Raw genomic sequence first — 19,070 nt, forward strand, 5'->3', positions numbered from 1 at the left:
CGTCTCTATGTGTTCATCTGCAAATGAGAAACCAAAAACTATAAGCAATGCTCCTTCCTTGTCTAATTCATTAGAATAACTTCTAAGAAGATCGTAATAGATATTTTCAAGAAGAGTTTCGCGAAATTTATCCTTTCTGGGAAGAATGAGTGCATGTGATAGCACCCAATTTCTTAGTTCTTCATGGGTAGCAAAAGCTACAGGTCTCAATGGGGGTACTTGGTAGTAAAAATCATTTTTATATTTAAGCCATGATAAAGAACCATGAAGCTTAATCAGGTTTATTGTCGGTAGCTCAACGCTATAGTTATAAAGGTTTCCAGTAGCATGAGTCGTATGGTAGAAGCTGGCTGGATCAAATAAATGTGCACCATACAAATTTCCTCGCCGACTAAACCCATCATTTAAGATAACGTTATAGCTTTTGACGGCAGCATCTTCGATAAACAGATCATAATTTGTGGTAAAGAGATTTATTCTCCTAGGTAATAGGCCAGTTCTTCTTTGGGTAAGAATCTTTTCAAGAGAGTGTAGGAAACTGGAGTAATAGGTGCGAGTGACAGTTACGTTATCTAACGTGGGTTGACTATGCGGTATACCTTGCTGAGTTCTATCGAGTAGAACGTCATTAGCTTCCCAAACTGAGGTTAGAAAATCGCCTGCTTGCTGAAAATAGGCTAAGTCATCTCCTGAACGCACGTGCTCTTCTAGTTGCGCTTCGATATCTCCTAGTATGCGGATAGCTGGTAGTGACGCTCCGGAGCCGATAAGAAAGTTGATGTTTGCTGACTGAAAAACACGCTCAAAATACTCTCGATCCCGATCCTGACCGTAGTATGCTCGTTGCATTGCCACAGTAAACGCTTCCTTAAGTTTAATTTTAGTGTGTAGATAGGAATTATCTTACCGTTACTGCACATAATTGCACCACTTTTACGAGCTGTCATCGAGAACTTTTTGGGACTAATTTTCTTCTTTTTGCTTCAGCTTTAGCTGGTAGCGTGTATCTCGGATCTTAAGAGATATGCAGATATAGCACTGTGCGATAATCAATAGAGGGCATGTGAACATCTAGTCTGAAAGCAAAACATGAACCGTATTTTTAATGCAAAACACTGCCTTTCCCAACAACATTTCACCGCAGCGAACTAAGGGGCGCTACACCCGCTATGCAGGGGCAAGTTTTTTCTCCTGTGCACTTTTCGTTCTCCGTATCTACTTCAGGTTAATCGTTTCCCAACACAACCCGTCCCGCAAGGGTAAATGGCACGCATGCTGCGCCCTTGCAGGACAGAACGATGCCGGGAAAGCGAACCGTCAGGCGATACGAAGACGAAAATCACACACTGACGGAGAAAAAACCATGACAATTTCCCTGCATTACCCCCGGACAAGCGCCCCTAACACCGCAGCGGCGACCAGCGTATCCCCGCTGGACCCGTCAGGCTCCTCAAAAACGAAATTTTCTAAAACCAGAAAGGATATTTATCAGACCGTTACCGACAACATCATTGCAGCGCTGGAAGCCGGTGTTAAACCCTGGTCCTGCCCGTGGCAGCGTGTATCCGGCATGTCTGGATTGCCATCTAATTACGCCACCGGCGTGGCCTACAGTGGCATGAATATCATGTTGCTGTGGAGCAGTGCATCAAAACAGGGGTTCAGCGATTCACGCTGGTTGACCTATAAACAGGCCCAGTCGGTAGGTGGACAGGTTCGCACGCGTGAACGTGGCACTACAGCCATTTTCTACACCACGCTGGAGAAGGAAAACGACGCCGGAGAAATCGACCATATCCCGATGCTGAAAACTTTCACCGTGTTTAACGTTCAGCAAATCGACGGCTTGCCTCTGACAAAGGTAACTGTCAGTCCGGAAGCGACATTTGCCCCGTTGCCGCAGGCTGAAAATCTGTTCAGGAAGAGCGGCGCAAACATCATTGAGAAAGGACAAAACGCCTTTTTCAGCCCATCAACTGATGAAGTCTGGTTACCGGAGCGCCATCTATTCGCTGATGCGGCTAACTTCTATGCTACCGGCCTGCATGAGCTTGTCCACTGGAGTGGGGGTAAAAAACGCCTGAACCGTGAAATGAAAGGGAAGTTTGGCAGTGCGGATTATGCAGAGGAAGAACTGGTGGCGGAGCTGGGAAGTGCTTTTCTGATGGCGGACCTGGGGATTGAGGGAGAGGTACAACATGAAAGCTACATTGCTTCCTGGCTGAAAGCTCTGAAAAACGACAGGCGCTATATTTTCAAAGCGGCCAGCGCCGCCTCTAAAGCGCATCGTTATCTGATGGATAAACTCTGAGGCCGGAGCCGGACAACCGCAAGGGAATGCGGTTACATGGTTTTTAACCGGCAACGCTGCAAGGCGCAGGCTGAGGCGGAACGCAGCACAGCGAGTACCGAACAGTCTGCGCCTCGCAGTGGAATAAATAATTTCTGGCCTGGCGGTATCGCCGCCAGGCCGGTGAGGCCACCATGTTGGCCTGTGTAAAAGCTTACGTATAGCTGTCTAATGACAGGCGTTTCAGTTCATCAAGGGTATAAATGCGAAACACCCGGCGGTGGCGTTCTTCCAGCGGGACGTGCTGATGGTTGATGATGACATGCCTGATGCTGTCAAACAGCAGTTCAAGTGCACGCTTCTTCTGTGGATCGGGTACAACATAAAAAACGTAAATCCACTGCTTGCGGGTACGGGCCAGCAGGTGGCTTGCCATGATCGACTGATAACGAGCTCGGGTTTTCAGGCGGCGCTCGGTTTCAATGGCAATAACGTTACCGTCAGGCAGGGTCAGTAACCCGTCCGGGCGATGTTTCACCTGATACTGGCTGATAAAAGTGGTCCGGTCGCCGTTAATCCATCCCGAAGCACCTTTTTTCTCCAGAATAAGTCTGGCGGCCTGATTATCAAGATGATGCTCCAGCGTCCAGCCGGTAATTCTGAACGGTTCAAACCTCGCGGGAAAGATTTTATCATCCGGGGTTAACACCACCGCCAGCCCGTCGCTGGTGATCCCCCATAATGAAATCTTCATTGTCCGTGATTCAAGCACATGCTTCTGGATTAACCCCATTTTCTCAGTTTTTGCCAGCAGCGAATAAAGCGATTTATGATCCCGGAAACCAAATAGCAGCATCAGCGTTTTGAAATCGCTGTAGGTTTCTTCTTTCAGGAAGTTCAGCAGTTGTTTTATTTTTTCTCTGTTGCGTGTCTGGCGCTCGTGATATGTCGAAATCAGCATAACCGCTCCTTAAAAATCCAGCGGGGACAGGTGTTCTCCCTCATCAGGTTGGGGCTCTGCCGGTTTGACTTCGCTTCCGTTGAAGAAAAGATCCGGGTACGTTGTCATTACATCCTGTATGGATGGTTTATCATCCTCGTCAAAATCCAGTGCGATTTTCACCGGTGCCGCCGATGCGGCAATATCAGGGGAAACCGAGAAGATTTTTAGCTGACGCTTTCTGACCTTTATCGGTGAAATCAGTGAAGCAGAAGGTAGCGTTTTTGTCGTAAAGATAAAGCTGACAAAATCGGGCAGGTTCAGGATCATATTGCTGTCAATAAAGAAACGTTCGGCCTGGCGGATTGTGCGCTCACTGTCGATCGTTTCCGTCAGCATATTATCCGTTTTCGCTTTACGGAGTTCATCATCCACCAGAATCGTGCCTGACATTCTCGCCACCCATTCCGCTGTATCCGGGTCCATAACCCGGTATACCAGCTTGAATTTTGCATTTTCAACAACCGCACCGACAACGGCGTCACCTTTCAAATCTGCCGGGCAGTCGTTTAAATCGGCGATGGACTGGTGGTCCATAATAATGTGTACGCCTTTATCCCGCGCCGCACCTAAACCTTCCAGCGCTGGTCTGGATAAATGGTATTTCAGCTCGGAAAGATAAATAGCAATGGGGCGGGGTACGTCTGTTACTCGATCGCGCTTTTCTGCCAGTTGGTAAAGGCGAACCAGCAGCATGCGCTGGGCGGTAATAATTTTGCTGTTTCGCATGGAGCCGACAACATAACAGCAGCCGCCCTCATCAAATATGTGCTTAAGCGAAAAGCCTTCTGGTGAGTTAATGGCATTGAGTATTGCCAGTTCCTCAATCTTGCCGAAAAATGCTTTGATTTTTTCGGCAACTCCCTGAACGTAATCACCGTTATAGACATCACGGATTGTTGCCGATGGATTATCACTGACAAATTGTGCGGCGATACGCGCGGCTTTTCGGTCATCAATGCGATAAAAATCCGATTCCTGCCCTTTTTCCGCCAGGCTGAAACCTGCTACGAACAATTCTTCCAGTTCATCGGGCGTGATATCTTCAATCAGATTTAACTGGTAGTGCTGTTTTCGCAGGTCAATTAAGGCAAAGGGTTTTCCTGCATCCTCGCAGGCTTTCCGGTAAAGGTGTGGTGCCCATTCATCGTCTTTGGGGTCCATAACAAACACTCCTTCACCGGCAATAATACTTTGATATAGCAATATCCCGGCAGCTACCCCTTTACCGGCTCCGGTGGTGCCGATAATATCCGCGTGCTGTTTCTGCCAGTCATTTAACGGGAGATACATTGGTTCGTTCTCCCTGTCCATGCCAGTAAAAATGCCTTTATTCAGGTCGATATAATCCAGCGGATCATAATGCAGTGTTTCCGGCAGCAGGGACTTTACGGTGCGGACATCGGTGCGCAATTCCCGTTCAAGGGTGGTTTTTTTAACAAGGCGTTTCTTTATTTTATCCAGTTCCGGCGTGAATACCCGGCGAAGTATAATATGAAAAATAATCCCGGTCACAGTGAAAGCAATCCGTGCTGACCAGGCTAGTACCGTATTATCACTGGTGAGTCTGGTCTTATACAGCCACTGGAAGGATCCGATAACTATCGGGGCCAGTGTGCCGGAGAGAAAACACAGCATTGAAAAAGCAATAATCATCTTTTGCCACAGCGGGGCTTTTTGCCGTTCATCGCTTTTCAACGAGGCGAAAAACGGCATCGTCAGCCCCGATAACAGCGCCAGCATCAGCTGATGCTGTTGCACAAAAGCCAGCACCGCCAGCATCCCATTCACTATCGGCGACAGTGAAACGGCCAGCTTATTCAAAATCACGATGCCTCCTTCGTCAGCAGTTCGCCCCATGACATCGCCCCATCAGTTCGCCCCACGGTGTCGGGCGAAAAGACGGGGCGAGCGTATGGGGTAAAGAAGGTGGCCGCTGTGCGGCCATGTGCAGGAAAGCATGCTTCCCTGCACGAAACGGCGTGCGCCGGTACATGCGGGCTGGACGCCCTTATTGCTCGGTGCATGGGGGTAATGTCGCGGCTGGACGCCACGCCAAAACCCCCAGGGTCAAAGGCGGCACACCGTCGTCCGCTACGCGCGACCACCCTCTTTAAGACGGTCGCTTTCGCCTTTTTCTTCCCTTTGCTCGTTCCTCGCAGCGGGAATAAAAGGGAAGCTGACCTTTAAAGAGGGTGGTCGCGCCACGCTACCGGCTTTGGGCCGGAGACTTAGCTGCGACGGTGTGCGGGGCTGCGCCCCCCGGGTAAACCGCTGTCGTGGGCGACAGCTTTTCGCTCGCTGGGGCGGCGAAATTTATCCGGCTCCCCCCGGCCTGCAAAATCCGCGTGGGCGCGGCTGTTTGCAGGTGAGGTGCGGTGCCTGAATTATTTTCGCTCCTTAACCCGCGAAAATATTTCTGTCCGCAGCCTCATTTTTACGGCCCCTGTTTCTTCGCTTCTTAATCCGCGAAAAATAGAAGCCGTAAAAACCTGAAAACCGTCATGCTCTGTGCCCGTCTCGCCAGTATTAACCACGAATGCGGCCATATTTACTGATGATCTGACTGATAGCCGCAGGGTCTGCCAAATCACATTCACTTAAAAATGATTGTCTGGCATCGGCCGTATGGTCAGGAAGAAAGCCGTGTTTATTCTTTATCACGATATTAAAGAATGCACGTTCAGCGGAATGACATTCACTGCCGCCGCCATTTCCGGTTGCTTTACCGTACATACATAACACCACCTCGCAGGCATCAGCAGCCAGTACAGATGTTGAACATGATGCAATAACGCAGAACAATAATACGGAGGATATTGCTTTTTTCATTTCAGTTACCATTATGATTAATTAAAGGTTGCGTTTTTTGGCTAATGTTATTTGTCGGGGTTATTTTCTGAATGTCTCTTTCGTGCTGTTTAAATGAACTGGCTTAAAGTAAATATCACTCATCCGGCGCACATCGCCGTGTATATCAATGCTGACGATGACATCAATGCTTTTAAGTACCTTGCGTAACAACACATCAAAAGGAATGTTCCGGCAGTCGGGGTTTTCATAGCAGCGGTCAATGATCCCTTCAATACATTCTGCCGGACAGCCCGCATGCAGGGAGGTGATTAACCCCTCATGCCCGGAGCCGACAATTTTCAGCGCGTCCCACGCTTCCCGCCCACGAATTTCCGCCAGTAATATCCGGTCAGGGTTCATACGATAATTAGCACGGATCAGCCTGCCGGGCGTGACAATAGCATTATCCCCGGCATCCGCCGGGTAAAAAAGATGAACATAATTGCTGTGGTGATAAAAACGGATTTCGGGATTATCCTCAATCGTTACCAGACGGAGATGCAGCGGAATATAATGCAGCAGCGTTTTCATATAGGTGGTTTTGCCGGAGCCGGTTTCACCCACAATAAAAATCGTTTTGCCGTATTCCACCGCCTTTTCCATAAAGTGGGGAATATCCCCGCTGTGATATAACCGGATTAGTGCATTATCCTGACTTTCCGTTTTTTCCTGACCGGCCACGCGCTGATAAAATCCCGCATCAATCCATGACTGATGTGTTTTCTGCTCAAACGAGGGTTTGCGCAGCGTAATGGACACCGTATTACGTTCACAGGCCGGAGGAATAATCGCCTGAATACGTTCGCCAGATCCTAATGTTGCAGAAAGGATGGGTGATGTATCGTCAATATTATCGTCATGCCAGGACGCCAGCGCTCTGGCAAAAGCATGGCACTGACGCAACGTGATGGGGGATGCCTGTTTTTGCCATTTTCCCCGAATTTTTGTATGCAGCTCACCCGGCCGGTTAACAGCAATTTCTGTCAGGCCATCCTGAGCAAGAAAGTCGCCAAACAGCCGGTTTTTCATAAAATCCAGTGACAGGTTTTCAGCGTTCATACCATTTCTTTTTCAGCCGTAGTTGATAAACAGAGGAAAAATCAATATCCGTACCGGTCATGATGCCGATCACATCGCCCTGGTTCAGGTACATCGTGGGCGGGATATTGATGCTGTTTTCCAGCGTCGTTTTCGCCATTTCCGCCGTGGCGGCGCGGGTGTTTTCGGTATAGTCGGTATTGCGGTCTTTACCCGGCGCGGCATCTGATGCCGCTGCCGCCACGTCCTGCACGGTACTGAGCATCAGGGCGTTGCCGAAACGCGCCCAGAAATGGCTGTCGATCCAGCCCGCGATCCCTGCCTCGCCGAGCGGGCCGGTGGCCTGCGTATCGGTGAGCGGGATTTGCAGGCTGCCGGGCTCCGGCGTGCGCAGCTCCGTCCACAGCACAAACATCCGGCTGCGCCCGTGTTGCAGTGCGCCGGTGCGGTAGACGCCACGGGCGACTGTTCCGGCCGGGATCAGCTTCACATGGTTGCTGGCGCTCCAGACATCCTCCCCAATCAGGCAGGAGATATGACCGCCAACATCGGATACGAAGCGCCGCATCATCGAACACGGAATATAACGATCCACCGGGATATAGAGATCGGGATCGAGGCCCAGCCGCCTGACACCAGTGACACTGGCAACGCCCGGATTGTCGTTGTTATTGCTGCCTGCCGGTGCTGTCGTATCCGGGCAGCGCAGACGTCCATCTTCGCCACTGACCAGTACAGACTGACAGGATGTGTACGCCGTGGAGGCTGACGGGCTGCCCGACGTTCCCGCGTTGTTGCGCGATCCGCTTCGGGACGTGCGTGTATCGTCGCCTGACCCTGTACTGTCGCTGTTCAGCCCGTCTGCCAGTGCTGCCGCCTTGTTCAGGGCGGGCGGCCCGGGCGGCAGAGCTGGAGTGGCCGGGGCGCTCTGACTGGCAGGGTCTGTGCTTTCCTGCCTCCCAGGCCCGAACAGGCCAAACGGGTTACTGTCCAGACCCAGATTCTTACGCTCATGCTGCACCGTACCGGAGGAGGGCGGCGCGGTGCCAGATTCTTTCTCATCACCCGTTTTCAGGGCGCTGAGAAGACGATCGCCACCGGATGCCAGCGCGATGACCAGGACCAGACTCAGCAGGCTGACGATCAGCATGCGGCGACCTGAAGCTTTACGGAAACGGGTCACTTCCGGCTGACCGGGCGGCGTTTTCTGCTCCGGCTCCTGATATGCCATTGCCGCGTGGGCGCGTTCACGGGCTTCCGCTTCCCGTTCTGCGGTGGTTTTTTCCGGTTCGTCCGGGAAAGATTTGTCGGTCATTTTGCCTCCAGCGTAACGGACGGCGAAACGGTGTCACTGTTGGTCAGCGGGATACGCCCGGATCCGTCGTTTTCGATCCCCACCACCGAGGTGCCGTAACGCAGAACCAGTTGCGGCGATGCCGGAACCGCCATCACGGTGTAGTTGCCCTGTTTAATGGTTCGGGGCGTGACCGCCTGCTCCAGGCCGTTCACCACCCGGAAAACGGATGGCAGGGTTTTCGCAGGAGAAAAACCGATATACGCAAAACGACCGTCATCCCAGGTAAAGTCCGGGGCGATGGAGGCTGAGCCAGCTGCCACCCGTTTTGTATAGCGCCAGTTGCGCGGCGTGGTGGCCTGCCCGAATGCCGCCGCTATCCGCTGCCGGTCCAGTGCTTCCTGCTGATGTTGCTGACGGGCGGCGCTGGCGGCGGCAGACTTTTTTCGCAGTTCGTCGGGATAGCGGTAGCGGATAACAAAGGCCTGGGCGGGCGAGTCTTTATCCAGCACGTTCAGTTCCAGGCTGTAATCGCGCTTCGAGGTCACCACGAACAGATTGGTTTTCCAGTCTTTTGCCGTCGGCAGAAACACCTGGCTGACGTTGTTGCCGCTGGCGTCCGTGACCGGCTGGGTAATCGGGTTCGGGCTGACGCCCACCCGGTTGTCGCTTTTCGTCACGGTCCAGCCTTTGGGGAAACCCGCCTGCGCATCGATAACGGTTTCACCGTCATCAAACACCAGCATGGTGACGTAGCCGGGGCGGGTACTGACGACCGTGGCGTTCTGGCTGTTGTACGTGACGTTCTGCATCCGGCTGTCATACGCGCTGCCGCGCGGTGTCGCTGCGCCCCATGCCAGGCATGACACCATTAAGCCAGAGAGGAGCAGGGGATGTTTCAGCATCATTCCCCCCCCAGCTCTTTATCGCGCTGGTAGCTGGTGACGATAAAGCCCAGCGGGTTCACTTCGCGCTGGCTGTCGGTCAGTTGCCGGTGCGGGACGTAGCGGTAAGTGAGGCGGATATTCCACACATCCGTTTTCACGGAATTATCAGCAACACGACGGATTGTGCGCTTAATACGCAGTGTTGCCAGATTATCCGGCCCGGTGGCAGGCGCATGCACATTGGAAATAATGGCGATATAAACGACATATTCCGCCTTATTAAAAATCACGTCCGGTGCCTGGTCGCCGTTAAACCCGTCCAGATAGTCCCGGTTCACGCTGTCGCTGTTAAATAACTGCACGTCGTCATAATCACGCTGGAGGGAGAAATAATTATATCCCTCGCGAAGTCTGACATAGTGTGCTGCCAGTGAATGTGCCAGCGCTTTTTCAGCAGCAATATCCCGCTCCTTCACGCGGGTCATATATTCATAGCGCCCGGTCTGTTTATCCACTGACCATAATTCAGTGTCGGAGGTTTTCAGCGGCAGCAGAATAATAATGGCCGCAATCGCCATTGCGGCCAGAACCAGTCCGGCAGCGGCCACCCGCCAGGCGGTTTTTCGGGAACGTTCTTCCTTTTCCAGCAGTATGGATTCAAAAGAGCGGGAAACATTAACAATGTTCTGAATATCAGACATGGTGAGTCAGCTCCTGAATGATGGCGGGGGAATTCACTGGCTCGGGTTCGCCGGATACCGGTGGGAGGTCGCCCTGATGCCGTGCGCAGCCCGTGAGCGCGCACAGCATCAGAAGGATGATGCTGAATTTCATGGAAGCCCCTTATCGTATGGATGCAGGAATGCCGCACCGGTGGCGCAGGCCACGGCGTGACGGGGAAAGGAAATTAAGGATCGGGAGGATTAACGGTGACGCTGCCGGTTCAGGCGTTTCATGCTTTCGATGGCTGCGGCGCGTTTCTGCCAGGCGCTCACGGTTTTACCCGCGCCTGCGCCGGTGAGTCTGCCGGTCGCCGCTGCGACGGCCATGCCGCCTTTCGCAGTCAGGCGGGCACCGCCCTTTACCCCCGCTCCGGCGAGGTCGGCGGATTTGTTCGCCAGTCCGCTCAGGCCACTCATGGCTGCCCCCTGCAGCACCGCCTGTACGGCGGCCCCGCTGAGTGCGCTGGCGAGCTTCGCGGAGAACCAGACCATCACACCTGCCGCTATCCCGGCCAGCAGGCACTGCGCCGCCAGCGTGACCATATTGGTTTCAGCGGATGTTTTTGTTGCAGCATCCAGTATCTTATTCAGGTAATTAATGGCGATACGGATGGATAAGGCGGAAAACATGATCGTTAATATTGCCGCAAAAATCGTTTTCAGCCAGTTATCAAACATCGGTTTAAGAAAACCGTACAGCAGGCAGAAAATAAAGAGCGGCGCGGTGGTGGTCATTAACAGGATGGTGATTTCGGCGAGCAGGTTGACAAAGGTGGCTGCCATCAGCAGGACAATAGAGCCGCCCCATACCAGCACTTCGGCAAGGCCGCCATTCAGTTTGACGTAAGTTGATGTGTCCATATTAAATAACTTTTGCCCCAGCGCCTGTGCCTTTCCCCAGACAGTATCGAGCAGCGCCCAGATATTATCATCGCCGCTGACACCGTCTTTGAGTCCCTGGATAGCCGCTACCGCCATATCAAGCCAGCCATCCCGGTTTAACACAAAGGTGGTGATCAGCAACATTCGCCCCACATCCCAGACGACATCTTCAACCGGGGTCCGGAGTTTGCCAGCCAGTGTCTGATAACCGCGATACAGTATAAATAAGGTAAAAGAGCTGACAATGATGACGCTGATCATCGTGCCGTAAGTGGAAGACTGACCTTCCAGTACAGCATTCAGTCCATCCATGATGTTTTTGTCCATACCAACAAAAATACCACCGGACATGGTGCCTCACCTGATATTTAAAGAAAGGAAATAAAAAAACAGGGAGAATTCCCTGTTTTGTTGGAGGAAATATTATTACTATGTCACTGCATTTCGTTTTGCAGCTTCCTGCTGAAATATCGCCTCGAATTTTTCCTTAACCCCGGGCTGGCCTTCCTGTGCAAACATAAGTGCTGCCCGGTGGGCAAATTCGCAGTTATCGCTTGCCTCGCCATCCTTCAGGCATTGCGTATAAACCGCATAAGTTTCGTCAGGATGTTGCTTATACCAGGCTTCGGATTTGGTTTCCTTGCAGCCGGACAGTAATATCACGCCTGAGAGTGTGCATAAGGTGAATAAGGATCTGAGCACGGATAACCTCCTTATAAATTATTAAGGTCAGCAACAGGTGCCGTTAGCTGCTGCTGTTCAAAGGCTTTCTGTCTTTGCTGTTCCAGCAATGTCGTTCGCTGTTCAGCCTGCCTGACAGACATCTCCCACTGATTCGTCAGCGCATTTAACTGTACGCTTTTCGCCGCGATGGCGTTAGCCAGATCCTGAGACTCTTTCGAGTCCTGCGCATTCGATATACGGTCAGATAAGTCTGATATATCGCTGAGTGTGCTGTTAATCCTGTTTTCAACGTCAGTGGTATTCTCAATCGCCATTGCTTGATTGAGGATTATCTGTTTGCAACTGTCGGCCAGGGCCTGATATTTTATTCCTTCCTGTTCCTCGCTGCATACGCTGAACGATTTGTATTTACTGTAAAGGTGTTGCAGTTCATAAGAATATGAACTGTTCTGCGTGGTCAGCAGATCATCCAGTGAAATACCGTTCTTACGGAGATTATCAATATCGGTTTTCAGGCTTCGGGCATCACTGAGAAAACCCTGAATATCCCGCACGCCGGTTGCGGTAGCCAGTTGTTTCTTATACGCATTAAGTTCGCTTTTATAATGGGTAACCGTACCCTCCCATTGCTGTAGTTTCTGCATCCACTGGTTAATGGATTCGGTATTCTGCACGGCGTCGAAAACCGGTATTCCGGCGCTGAACGCCTGCGCCGAGAAAAATAACAATAATGCCAGACGGTGATTCCTGGAACGCATTGATAGTACCTCAGGTTGGCTTTCAGATTGCCCGGTCAAAAAAAGTATCTTTCCATTCATCAGGTCGCATACCATCCTGATAAATGGCATCGAATATTTTCAGGTTGTCCTCACTGCCGCTGAGAAGCCGGGTGAATTTACCCATCCCGGACAGATCCATTTTCGCCATCGCCACAAACGGGCGGGTTTCCCCGGCCCGCAGCGGTGTTTTCAGGATGACCATATAATGCTCGCCCGGATCCAGGTTCCTGACCGTGTCATAAACACTTTCCGGCACTTTCATTTTCTCCACGTAATCCGCATGGCTGGCTTTCGGGTTGGCGAGGAAAATCTGGGTACCGCACTGCTCAATAATCGCCGGGGCGATGGGGTGTCTGACGATTTCATCCGGTGACTGTGTTGCCGGAACGAAGATACCGTTCAGCTTTCGGATGACTTTCAGCATATTGAGGGAGAAGCGGGAAAATTCGACATCGGCCAGCCAGCGCCAGAACTCATCCATAAACATCACCAGGCGGCGACCATCCAGAAGACTGGTCACACGGTACAGAAGGTAAAAGGTCACGGGGCCGCGAATATCGTCATCATCCAGAAATTCGGTGCCGTCGATACCAAAGTTATCGACATCGCTGATGGTGAAAGTATCGGCCTCGTTATCAAACACCCAGCCGAACTCGCCCCTCTGCGCCCACTGTTTCAGGCGAATACGCAGCCCGTTGGTGCGGGCGTCTGTGGTCGGCGGCTCCGGCAGCACTTCCAGCAGCCGGGTGATCCCGTACCGGCGGTACTCCGGCGGATAGTCCAGCATGATGGTGTCCACGGCGGCACTGATCCGCTCCTCATCGCGCGGATCGAGCGGCTTACCGTTGCGGCGGCACAGCATGCGCACCAGCCGTTTGATGAAACTGATGTTCCGGCGGGTTGGCTCCAGCGCAAACGGGTTGAAGCCGGTGGGCTCGCCGGTATGGATGCGGAAATAACGCCCGCCCGCCTGGCGGATCGCCATCTCCGCCGCCCGGTCCTTATCGAAATACACCGTGGTCAGCCGTTTGATGGTGGCAGAAGGCGCAAACGACGCCGGGTTACGGTACTTCTGCATCAGTTGTTGCATAATGGTCATCAGCAGGGTTTTGCCGGATCCGGTTTTCCCGATAATCGCCGTATTCCCCGGCGTTTTCTCACCGGTGTCATCCCGCCCGGCCTGGCTGTCGTGCAGGTTCAGGTAATACCCGCCACCGCCGGGAGATGTGAGGATGGCGATGGCTTCCCCCCACGGATTACCGCTGCGTTTGTGGGGATGGAAGTTATGCAGGCAGGCTATATCGGCAAAATTCTGGCTGCTGACGGCCACCAGTCGGGGTCGCAGCGTATACACGCCCGGCAGTTGCGCCAGATACGCGGCGGGCAGTGACAGGGTGGAGAGCGTTGTCATAATACCAAGATCGGCGAAGGGCTGGGCCAGAACGTTAGTGTCCTTCACCACCTGTCCGGCACTGTCTGAGGAGATCAGCAGGGAAAAGTGGAATTTACCGCACGACACATGTCCGGACTGGAGCAGGTCGCGCAGGACAATCAGCTCTTCGCGCTGGGAAGTCGCGTCGTCGTCCGTGGAGTTAAGCCGTTTTTCCGCCAGACGGATATGATTCTGCGCCTCATCCCGTGCCATGCAGGTAAAGGACTGCGTCAGAACATACTCGCTTTCGGCGTACAGCAGCGCATCCAGCATACCGGTATGGGTTTCCGGGGAATAATCCTTAATCTCCAGGCTGCGGAAGAAACGGGAACCGCTGACCGTCTGGCATTCACCGGTGTCGGTGGTGAAAAAGACGTCTGGCGTACTGAGCGTTTCATAAAATGGTGAGCGCGTTACGGCCACCTTCTGCCACTGACCGGTAAGCAGACGATGGAAGAACGCCAGTTGTGAGGAATACACCCGCCCGTTTTCTTCATATATCCCCAGCGGCGTTGCCATATAGCGGGATAATGAAGATTCCAGTGCTTCGCGGTATTCCAGCATGATTTTGAGCGCGTCATCCAGTGCTGCCTGGCGTTTACTGTGCGACTGCGCTTTCATGGTTTTCTTCTCAATCTGAGAGAACGGCGCGTAGCAGACGGTGAAAAACAGCCGGTGCCGCCATAACGGTTTGTCTTTTACCGGCTGGTAATACCGACGTGTTACCTCATCGGAAAAGGGAATACCCGAACAGGCTTCAAAAACATCATGGTATTTTTCACGGAGCCGGTGAATATAGAATGTTACCGGCAGACCCTCATACGAACGAATAACGTTATTCAGGTGCGTGGCCATCAGGGTCAGGTGATGTTCGTCTTCACATTCAAAGACTGTGCCGTCCAGCTCCCAGGTGGCAACCAAATCACGGTGACGGTTTCTGATGACGTAAGGGTGAATATGGGAGGAGTACGGAATATATTTATCCAGCGTAATACGCTCGTTTAATTTCATTTTCTGAATAAACTCCGAGACATCAACGTTATCGTACTGGTTTGCCAGCAGGGCATTCGCGCCAAAATGGGTATTGGTGAAAAGCCGCCCACGGGTTTTAAACGCCAGCCAGAGCAGACTGAAATAATGAATGTCCTTTCGGGTTTTATTTTTCATTTCCGCCCATGCAGGAATGAGCATAATCGCCAGGTAATAGCTGACATAGACTGCCAGCAGGACGATGGCCCCGCTGACGAGAACGAACGGCACCAGAGGAATACCCATAATGGCGGCAGGCCGCGTGAGTGCTTTATTCAGCGTAGCCATCGTTGCCTCCCTTATGACGCCCAGTAGGCACCGAAGCCGGACGCGCCGACGATCAGGATCGCGCCGATGATGATGTTACGCATGTCATGCAGGCTCTTGCCGTCGAACAGCACCTTGTAGCCCACCCACATAGTCGCCAGTGTGATGGTGACGGCGGCCAGTCCCAGCAGGCCGGTCGAGGTATTGCTCAGTGTTTCATTGGCCTTGTTAAAACCACTGTTCGCCGCCAGCACCGGGGCAGACAGCAGCACGGAAACAACAGCGGAGTAACGGCGTTTACGCATGATCATTTCTCCTCATCAGGGATAACAGGGATAGCGCCGCGAATGACGGAATCGGGATAATGCAGGGAAGTCAGGATCGGCGCAGTGGCACCGGCAGGCTCGCCGCGCAGCACAACGGCGGGATAACGGGCAGACGGTTGTGTGCTCGGGTCAGGGGCTCGCTGCCGGTCTTCCCGGGTGGACGGGACGACATAGCCAATGCGCTGTACGTAGCTGGTCTGGTTAAAGGCGGATTCCGGTCGCTGACCGGTTTCAAAGTTGCCGGAGTAGTAACAACTGAGCGCTCGTTTCAGAGTGCTACCGCGCCGGTAACAGTCGGCGAGAATGCGCTCAAATACCGACAGATTGATGCAAGGGTTAAGTAAGTCGCTGGCCGTGACGCCGTAATGGCGGAAATTGGTGCTGGTGATTTGCATCAGGCCGACCGAATAGCGTCGGCCTTGCGCCGCCAGCCGTCCGGTGAGGCTCATCGCCTCATCATGGCTTGCGGGAAAATGTGAAATCACACCTTTGCCGCCCGGCACGATTTCAGCAATGGCGTAAGGGTGAAAACCGGATTCGACCCGTGCCACATCAAGTGCCGTGGACGGGTGAACACTGGTGGCGCACTGCGTCGCCAGCGCCAGAAAGGCTGTGGTGGAAAGCATAGTGGCCTCGTAACCGTGGGTCCGGCAGCGTATACAAAAACACGTTACCGGGGAGAAGGACAAAAGCGGGTTAAACGGCTGCGGCATCCTGTGAAATGTCACTCTCTTCTCTCGGTTCAAGCAGTACCAGCCTGCCTGAAACCGCAATACCGGGGATCAGCACGATATTCAGGCCAGGCTTACCGTTATGTGCGAAGGCCACACCAACCCTGGTCCAGTACGTGTTTTTCTCGCCCTGTGCATCGGGCTGACTTTCCTGAGTGATAAAGACGTGATAATTGGGTTTTCTCATGGTATTTCCTTTAATAAAATAGCCGTGAAAGCAATAAAAAGGTCACATCCCGGTTCTGCATTCCGGTTTTAACGGGTCAGCGAGAACATTCAGCGGCACCCTGAATTGTGGTTACGTGACAGCCCGATCCAATTTGTTAAAGAACAATCCCCGGCCTGGACGAATGAACGTCCATCAGGGCAACCATGTTGTTATGGCATTTTCAGAATCAGATATTCAGTGCGGGATATAAACGATAAATTCAAAACAAAAATAAGAGAGATAAACTGGCGAGGATTATCAGATGCGGAAAGAGGGAGAAGGATGCAGAACAGATAATAAAGAAGGCATTCTATTTTAATGGAAACAGAAAGACGTGCAGAGAAATAATATCCCCGAACGTCTTTATCGCTATTATTAGCGTCTGCGATGCTCAAGTTGTTCCTGACATTCTGTACAGGTGGTTATGCCCGGCAGAGTCTGCCGTCGTTTTTCAGGAATAGGTTTACCACATATACGACAGTGAAATAATGATGGTGTTGAACCCGGCTTAAAACGGTTCTGCTCAATCATCTCCTCCAGTCGCTGTTCATTAAATTCCTGATCGCGGTCGATCTCATCCGGCATGGAGAGTCCTCCTGCCAGTAGCGGCTTCCTGTTCGCACAGTGCGATACGTTTCCAGACCGTGGTGAGTGACAGCGCTTCGGCCTCTGGCTGCAGGATTTCCGTCACCTGCATCATGGTGATCAGTGCATCGGGCGATTCAAGGTTTTCTACCCTGCGCTGCTGCCATTGCAACCAGATAGCCACATCTGTCTTTTCATCCGGTTCAGGCGTTCGGCCATACGGCACGCTGACACCCAGCAACCGACGGCGAAGGCAGACTTCATTGGAGGTGAGACCAAAATAGTGGTTCATCAGTGCGATGGAGCCGCCCAGTCGTATGGCCCGGTCAATTAGTTGTCGGCGCTGTTCTTCCTGACCAGAATGGGCCAGCAACTGGTGCAGAACATCGTGGCGTAGCGAGACTGCGATAAAAGGCGCGGCTGCTCGGCTCAGCGTAAAGAGTGCATCTGGCGAGAGCTGGCTGAGGGCATTCATTTCGTCAAATGTGAAACCGAGATCTTCACAGTGACGAATATTGCCTTCATTAAGCGCCTGCAGGGCATTGGTGAGTACGGCGTAATTTAGTGAAGGGATCATAATATGTATTCCGTATATTTTGTTCAACAGGCAAGATAGATGCAGAAATATCTGGGTATATAGCCTGTTGGAGGGTATTTAGTTGAATCAGTTGCTTTAATTCGCCTTCCCTTGACCGCGTTTAGCGCCGGGACAATTTAATATTGATCCATTCGTCAATTTCTGATTCCAGCCAGGCCACACTGGCTGGTCCGATTTTTATTGAACGAGGAAATGTACCCTCTTTCATATACAGATAGATTTGTGAACGTTTCAAGCCGGTTTTTTCTTCAACCTTTTTTAAGCGTAATAACTGATGTGATGTCATGATTGTCTCCTGTAGCAAAACAAACATTGGTATGCCTGGAGATAATAAAAAAGCATAACGGAAGGAGAAGTGGTAGTGGTAAACCCCGTATTACGGGGTTTAATAAACTAAATACGGGATCATATTGTTGACAGATAAACACAATATCAATTTAATAAGGATGAGGACGGAGGGGAGCCACGCTCTAGTGCTGTTTTTAAAGTATCACCGCTTAGACGGTCAGTGATACCATCAGCTGCCGCCCATTCTTCAAAAATTGTCAATAATTTATAGGGTTGTTTTATTAATGGACTGATAACATCATTGTGCCTACAAGCGAGCCAAAATAACCTTGACAAGGGTGTGGATATTCTAGTTGAAGAGGGGAGGGATTTCTCTGTAACCTGGGTGCTAATTAGTTTCTCAATCTCTGAGTAACGAATAACAAAGCAGGAATCCTGAGGCAAATTATAGAGGGGGAAATATTCTTGCTTTGTATTTTGATTTATCGTTCCCTCTGAAGAAATTCTCTCCATAATATCAAACGCCAGATCTGTTGGTAGGTTTTTTATTTGATGTTCAATTCTACACTTCCAGGTTGTTTTTTCAAACAGCTGAAAAACTTCATTGGACATAGTAACAGTGATGCCATAATTTACCGTGTTTTTCCCAATAATTGGTAATGGTATATTCAATGAGCATGCGAGAAATTGCTTTATTAAAATACATTCAAACCCAATAAGTGATGTATCAATAATATTTTGTGTGGAGTGGACGTATCTGCCCTCAGTACTGAAAATTGAGTCCCATCCATTAATAAAGCTATTTTTTTCTAGCAGACATAAACGATGAATCAATGTCCCTCTAGCTGGATGCATTTTTACTTTTTGAAATGCATATTTTATTTTTCTCAGAATAATTGGAGATTGAAAGTATATGGCGAGATTAATTTTATTATATAATGCATAACGGTAAATATCACTCTCTTTGATTCTTTCGTTGCTCTCTGTATTAATTATGTTAACGGCTTCTTGTATGGTTACCCAGTCAGGTTTCGGAAGCGAACCGTTTATGATCTCGCTGCTTTTCAACATGAAAAACTCCTTTTACATATTTTTCTATGCAAAACTTAAATTACGATTCACTGTTTCATTATTCATGAATATTATCGATAATGTACAAATGAACCCTATTTTATAA

The 19,070-nt window shown here is 51.2% G+C and carries 21 protein-coding genes; 1 reads left to right on the top strand and 20 read right to left on the bottom strand.

Features of this window, described 5'->3' with window-relative positions:
- Positions 1–849, bottom strand: an 849-nt coding sequence (locus IM317_RS22780) for an SIR2 family protein (RefSeq protein WP_193362532.1), incomplete at its 3' end; no start/stop codon positions are given.
- A 514-nt stretch (positions 850–1,363) separates the two neighbouring features.
- Here IM317_RS22780 and IM317_RS22785 point away from each other — a divergent pair.
- Entirely contained in the window at positions 1,364–2,311 is a 948-nt protein-coding gene (locus IM317_RS22785) for an ArdC family protein (RefSeq protein ID WP_003036351.1), read from the top strand.
- 193 nt (positions 2,312–2,504) lie between these two features.
- Here the strand turns inward: IM317_RS22785 and mobC are convergent, their stop codons facing one another.
- The 19 genes from mobC to IM317_RS22880 all read right to left on the bottom strand — a co-directional run bounded on the left by mobC (position 2,505) and on the right by IM317_RS22880 (position 18,964).
- Positions 2,505–3,251, bottom strand: a complete 747-nt coding sequence (mobC, locus tag IM317_RS22790) for a MobC family replication-relaxation protein (protein WP_003036354.1) — start codon at positions 3,249–3,251, stop codon at positions 2,505–2,507.
- A 9-nt stretch (positions 3,252–3,260) separates the two neighbouring features.
- The gene (locus IM317_RS22795) at positions 3,261–5,120 is read right to left on the bottom strand and encodes a type IV secretory system conjugative DNA transfer family protein (protein WP_023337491.1); all 1,860 of its coding nucleotides are present in this window, start codon (positions 5,118–5,120) and stop codon (positions 3,261–3,263) included.
- Between the two features lie 699 nt (positions 5,121–5,819).
- Complete coding sequence (locus IM317_RS22800; protein WP_003036360.1) at positions 5,820–6,122, bottom strand: TrbM/KikA/MpfK family conjugal transfer protein; 303 nt, start codon at positions 6,120–6,122, stop codon at positions 5,820–5,822.
- 60 nt (positions 6,123–6,182) lie between these two features.
- Positions 6,183–7,202 carry a P-type DNA transfer ATPase VirB11 gene (gene virB11 / locus IM317_RS22805; RefSeq protein ID WP_003036362.1) on the bottom strand — a complete coding sequence of 340 codons (1,020 nt, stop codon included), beginning with the start codon at positions 7,200–7,202 and terminating at the stop codon, positions 6,183–6,185.
- A complete protein-coding gene (virB10, locus tag IM317_RS22810) occupies positions 7,192–8,496 on the bottom strand; it encodes a VirB10/TraB/TrbI family type IV secretion system protein (RefSeq protein WP_003036367.1) in 1,305 nt (434 codons plus the stop codon). Before virB10 ends, virB11 begins: the two co-directional genes overlap by 11 nt.
- A complete protein-coding gene (virB9, locus tag IM317_RS22815) occupies positions 8,493–9,383 on the bottom strand; it encodes a P-type conjugative transfer protein VirB9 (protein ID WP_003036368.1) in 891 nt (296 codons plus the stop codon). The genes virB10 and virB9 overlap by 4 nt, the downstream gene beginning before the upstream one ends.
- The gene (locus IM317_RS22820; protein WP_003036371.1) at positions 9,380–10,063 is read right to left on the bottom strand and encodes a virB8 family protein; all 684 of its coding nucleotides are present in this window, start codon (positions 10,061–10,063) and stop codon (positions 9,380–9,382) included. The genes virB9 and IM317_RS22820 overlap by 4 nt, the downstream gene beginning before the upstream one ends.
- Positions 10,056–10,196 carry a hypothetical protein gene (locus tag IM317_RS22825; protein WP_020078407.1) on the bottom strand — a complete coding sequence of 47 codons (141 nt, stop codon included), beginning with the start codon at positions 10,194–10,196 and terminating at the stop codon, positions 10,056–10,058. Before IM317_RS22825 ends, IM317_RS22820 begins: the two co-directional genes overlap by 8 nt.
- A gap of 89 nt (positions 10,197–10,285) precedes the next feature.
- Positions 10,286–11,317: a type IV secretion system protein gene (locus tag IM317_RS22830; protein WP_003036377.1), complete on the bottom strand. Its 1,032-nt coding sequence runs from the start codon at positions 11,315–11,317 to the stop codon at positions 10,286–10,288.
- A 78-nt stretch (positions 11,318–11,395) separates the two neighbouring features.
- Positions 11,396–11,668 (bottom strand): EexN family lipoprotein, encoded by a 273-nt coding sequence (locus IM317_RS22835; protein WP_003036380.1) that lies wholly within the window; start codon positions 11,666–11,668, stop codon positions 11,396–11,398.
- 11 nt (positions 11,669–11,679) lie between these two features.
- Positions 11,680–12,408 (bottom strand): type IV secretion system protein, encoded by a 729-nt coding sequence (locus tag IM317_RS22840; RefSeq protein ID WP_003036383.1) that lies wholly within the window; start codon positions 12,406–12,408, stop codon positions 11,680–11,682.
- Between the two features lie 22 nt (positions 12,409–12,430).
- A complete protein-coding gene (locus IM317_RS22845) occupies positions 12,431–15,178 on the bottom strand; it encodes a VirB3 family type IV secretion system protein (RefSeq protein ID WP_003036386.1) in 2,748 nt (915 codons plus the stop codon).
- 11 nt (positions 15,179–15,189) lie between these two features.
- On the bottom strand, positions 15,190–15,468 hold the full coding sequence (locus tag IM317_RS22850) for a TrbC/VirB2 family protein (protein ID WP_003036389.1): 279 nt from the start codon (positions 15,466–15,468) through the stop codon (positions 15,190–15,192).
- Positions 15,465–16,109, bottom strand: coding sequence for a lytic transglycosylase domain-containing protein (locus IM317_RS22855; RefSeq protein WP_003036391.1), 645 nt, complete (start codon positions 16,107–16,109; stop codon positions 15,465–15,467). The genes IM317_RS22850 and IM317_RS22855 overlap by 4 nt, the downstream gene beginning before the upstream one ends.
- A gap of 70 nt (positions 16,110–16,179) precedes the next feature.
- Positions 16,180–16,401, bottom strand: a complete 222-nt coding sequence (locus IM317_RS22860) for a hypothetical protein (RefSeq protein WP_003036394.1) — start codon at positions 16,399–16,401, stop codon at positions 16,180–16,182.
- A 396-nt stretch (positions 16,402–16,797) separates the two neighbouring features.
- Positions 16,798–17,007: a TraR/DksA family transcriptional regulator gene (locus IM317_RS22865; protein WP_003036397.1), complete on the bottom strand. Its 210-nt coding sequence runs from the start codon at positions 17,005–17,007 to the stop codon at positions 16,798–16,800.
- A complete protein-coding gene (locus IM317_RS22870; RefSeq protein WP_003036399.1) occupies positions 16,997–17,584 on the bottom strand; it encodes a DUF2857 domain-containing protein in 588 nt (195 codons plus the stop codon). The genes IM317_RS22865 and IM317_RS22870 overlap by 11 nt, the downstream gene beginning before the upstream one ends.
- A gap of 121 nt (positions 17,585–17,705) precedes the next feature.
- Positions 17,706–17,891: an AlpA family transcriptional regulator gene (locus IM317_RS22875; RefSeq protein ID WP_003036401.1), complete on the bottom strand. Its 186-nt coding sequence runs from the start codon at positions 17,889–17,891 to the stop codon at positions 17,706–17,708.
- A 146-nt stretch (positions 17,892–18,037) separates the two neighbouring features.
- Positions 18,038–18,964 carry a hypothetical protein gene (locus IM317_RS22880; RefSeq protein ID WP_003036404.1) on the bottom strand — a complete coding sequence of 309 codons (927 nt, stop codon included), beginning with the start codon at positions 18,962–18,964 and terminating at the stop codon, positions 18,038–18,040.
- Positions 18,965–19,070: the final 106 nt, after the last annotated feature.

The organism is Enterobacter cloacae complex sp. S3, from assembly GCF_014930495.1.
Classification (GTDB): Bacteria; Pseudomonadota; Gammaproteobacteria; order Enterobacterales; family Enterobacteriaceae; genus Enterobacter; species Enterobacter asburiae_B.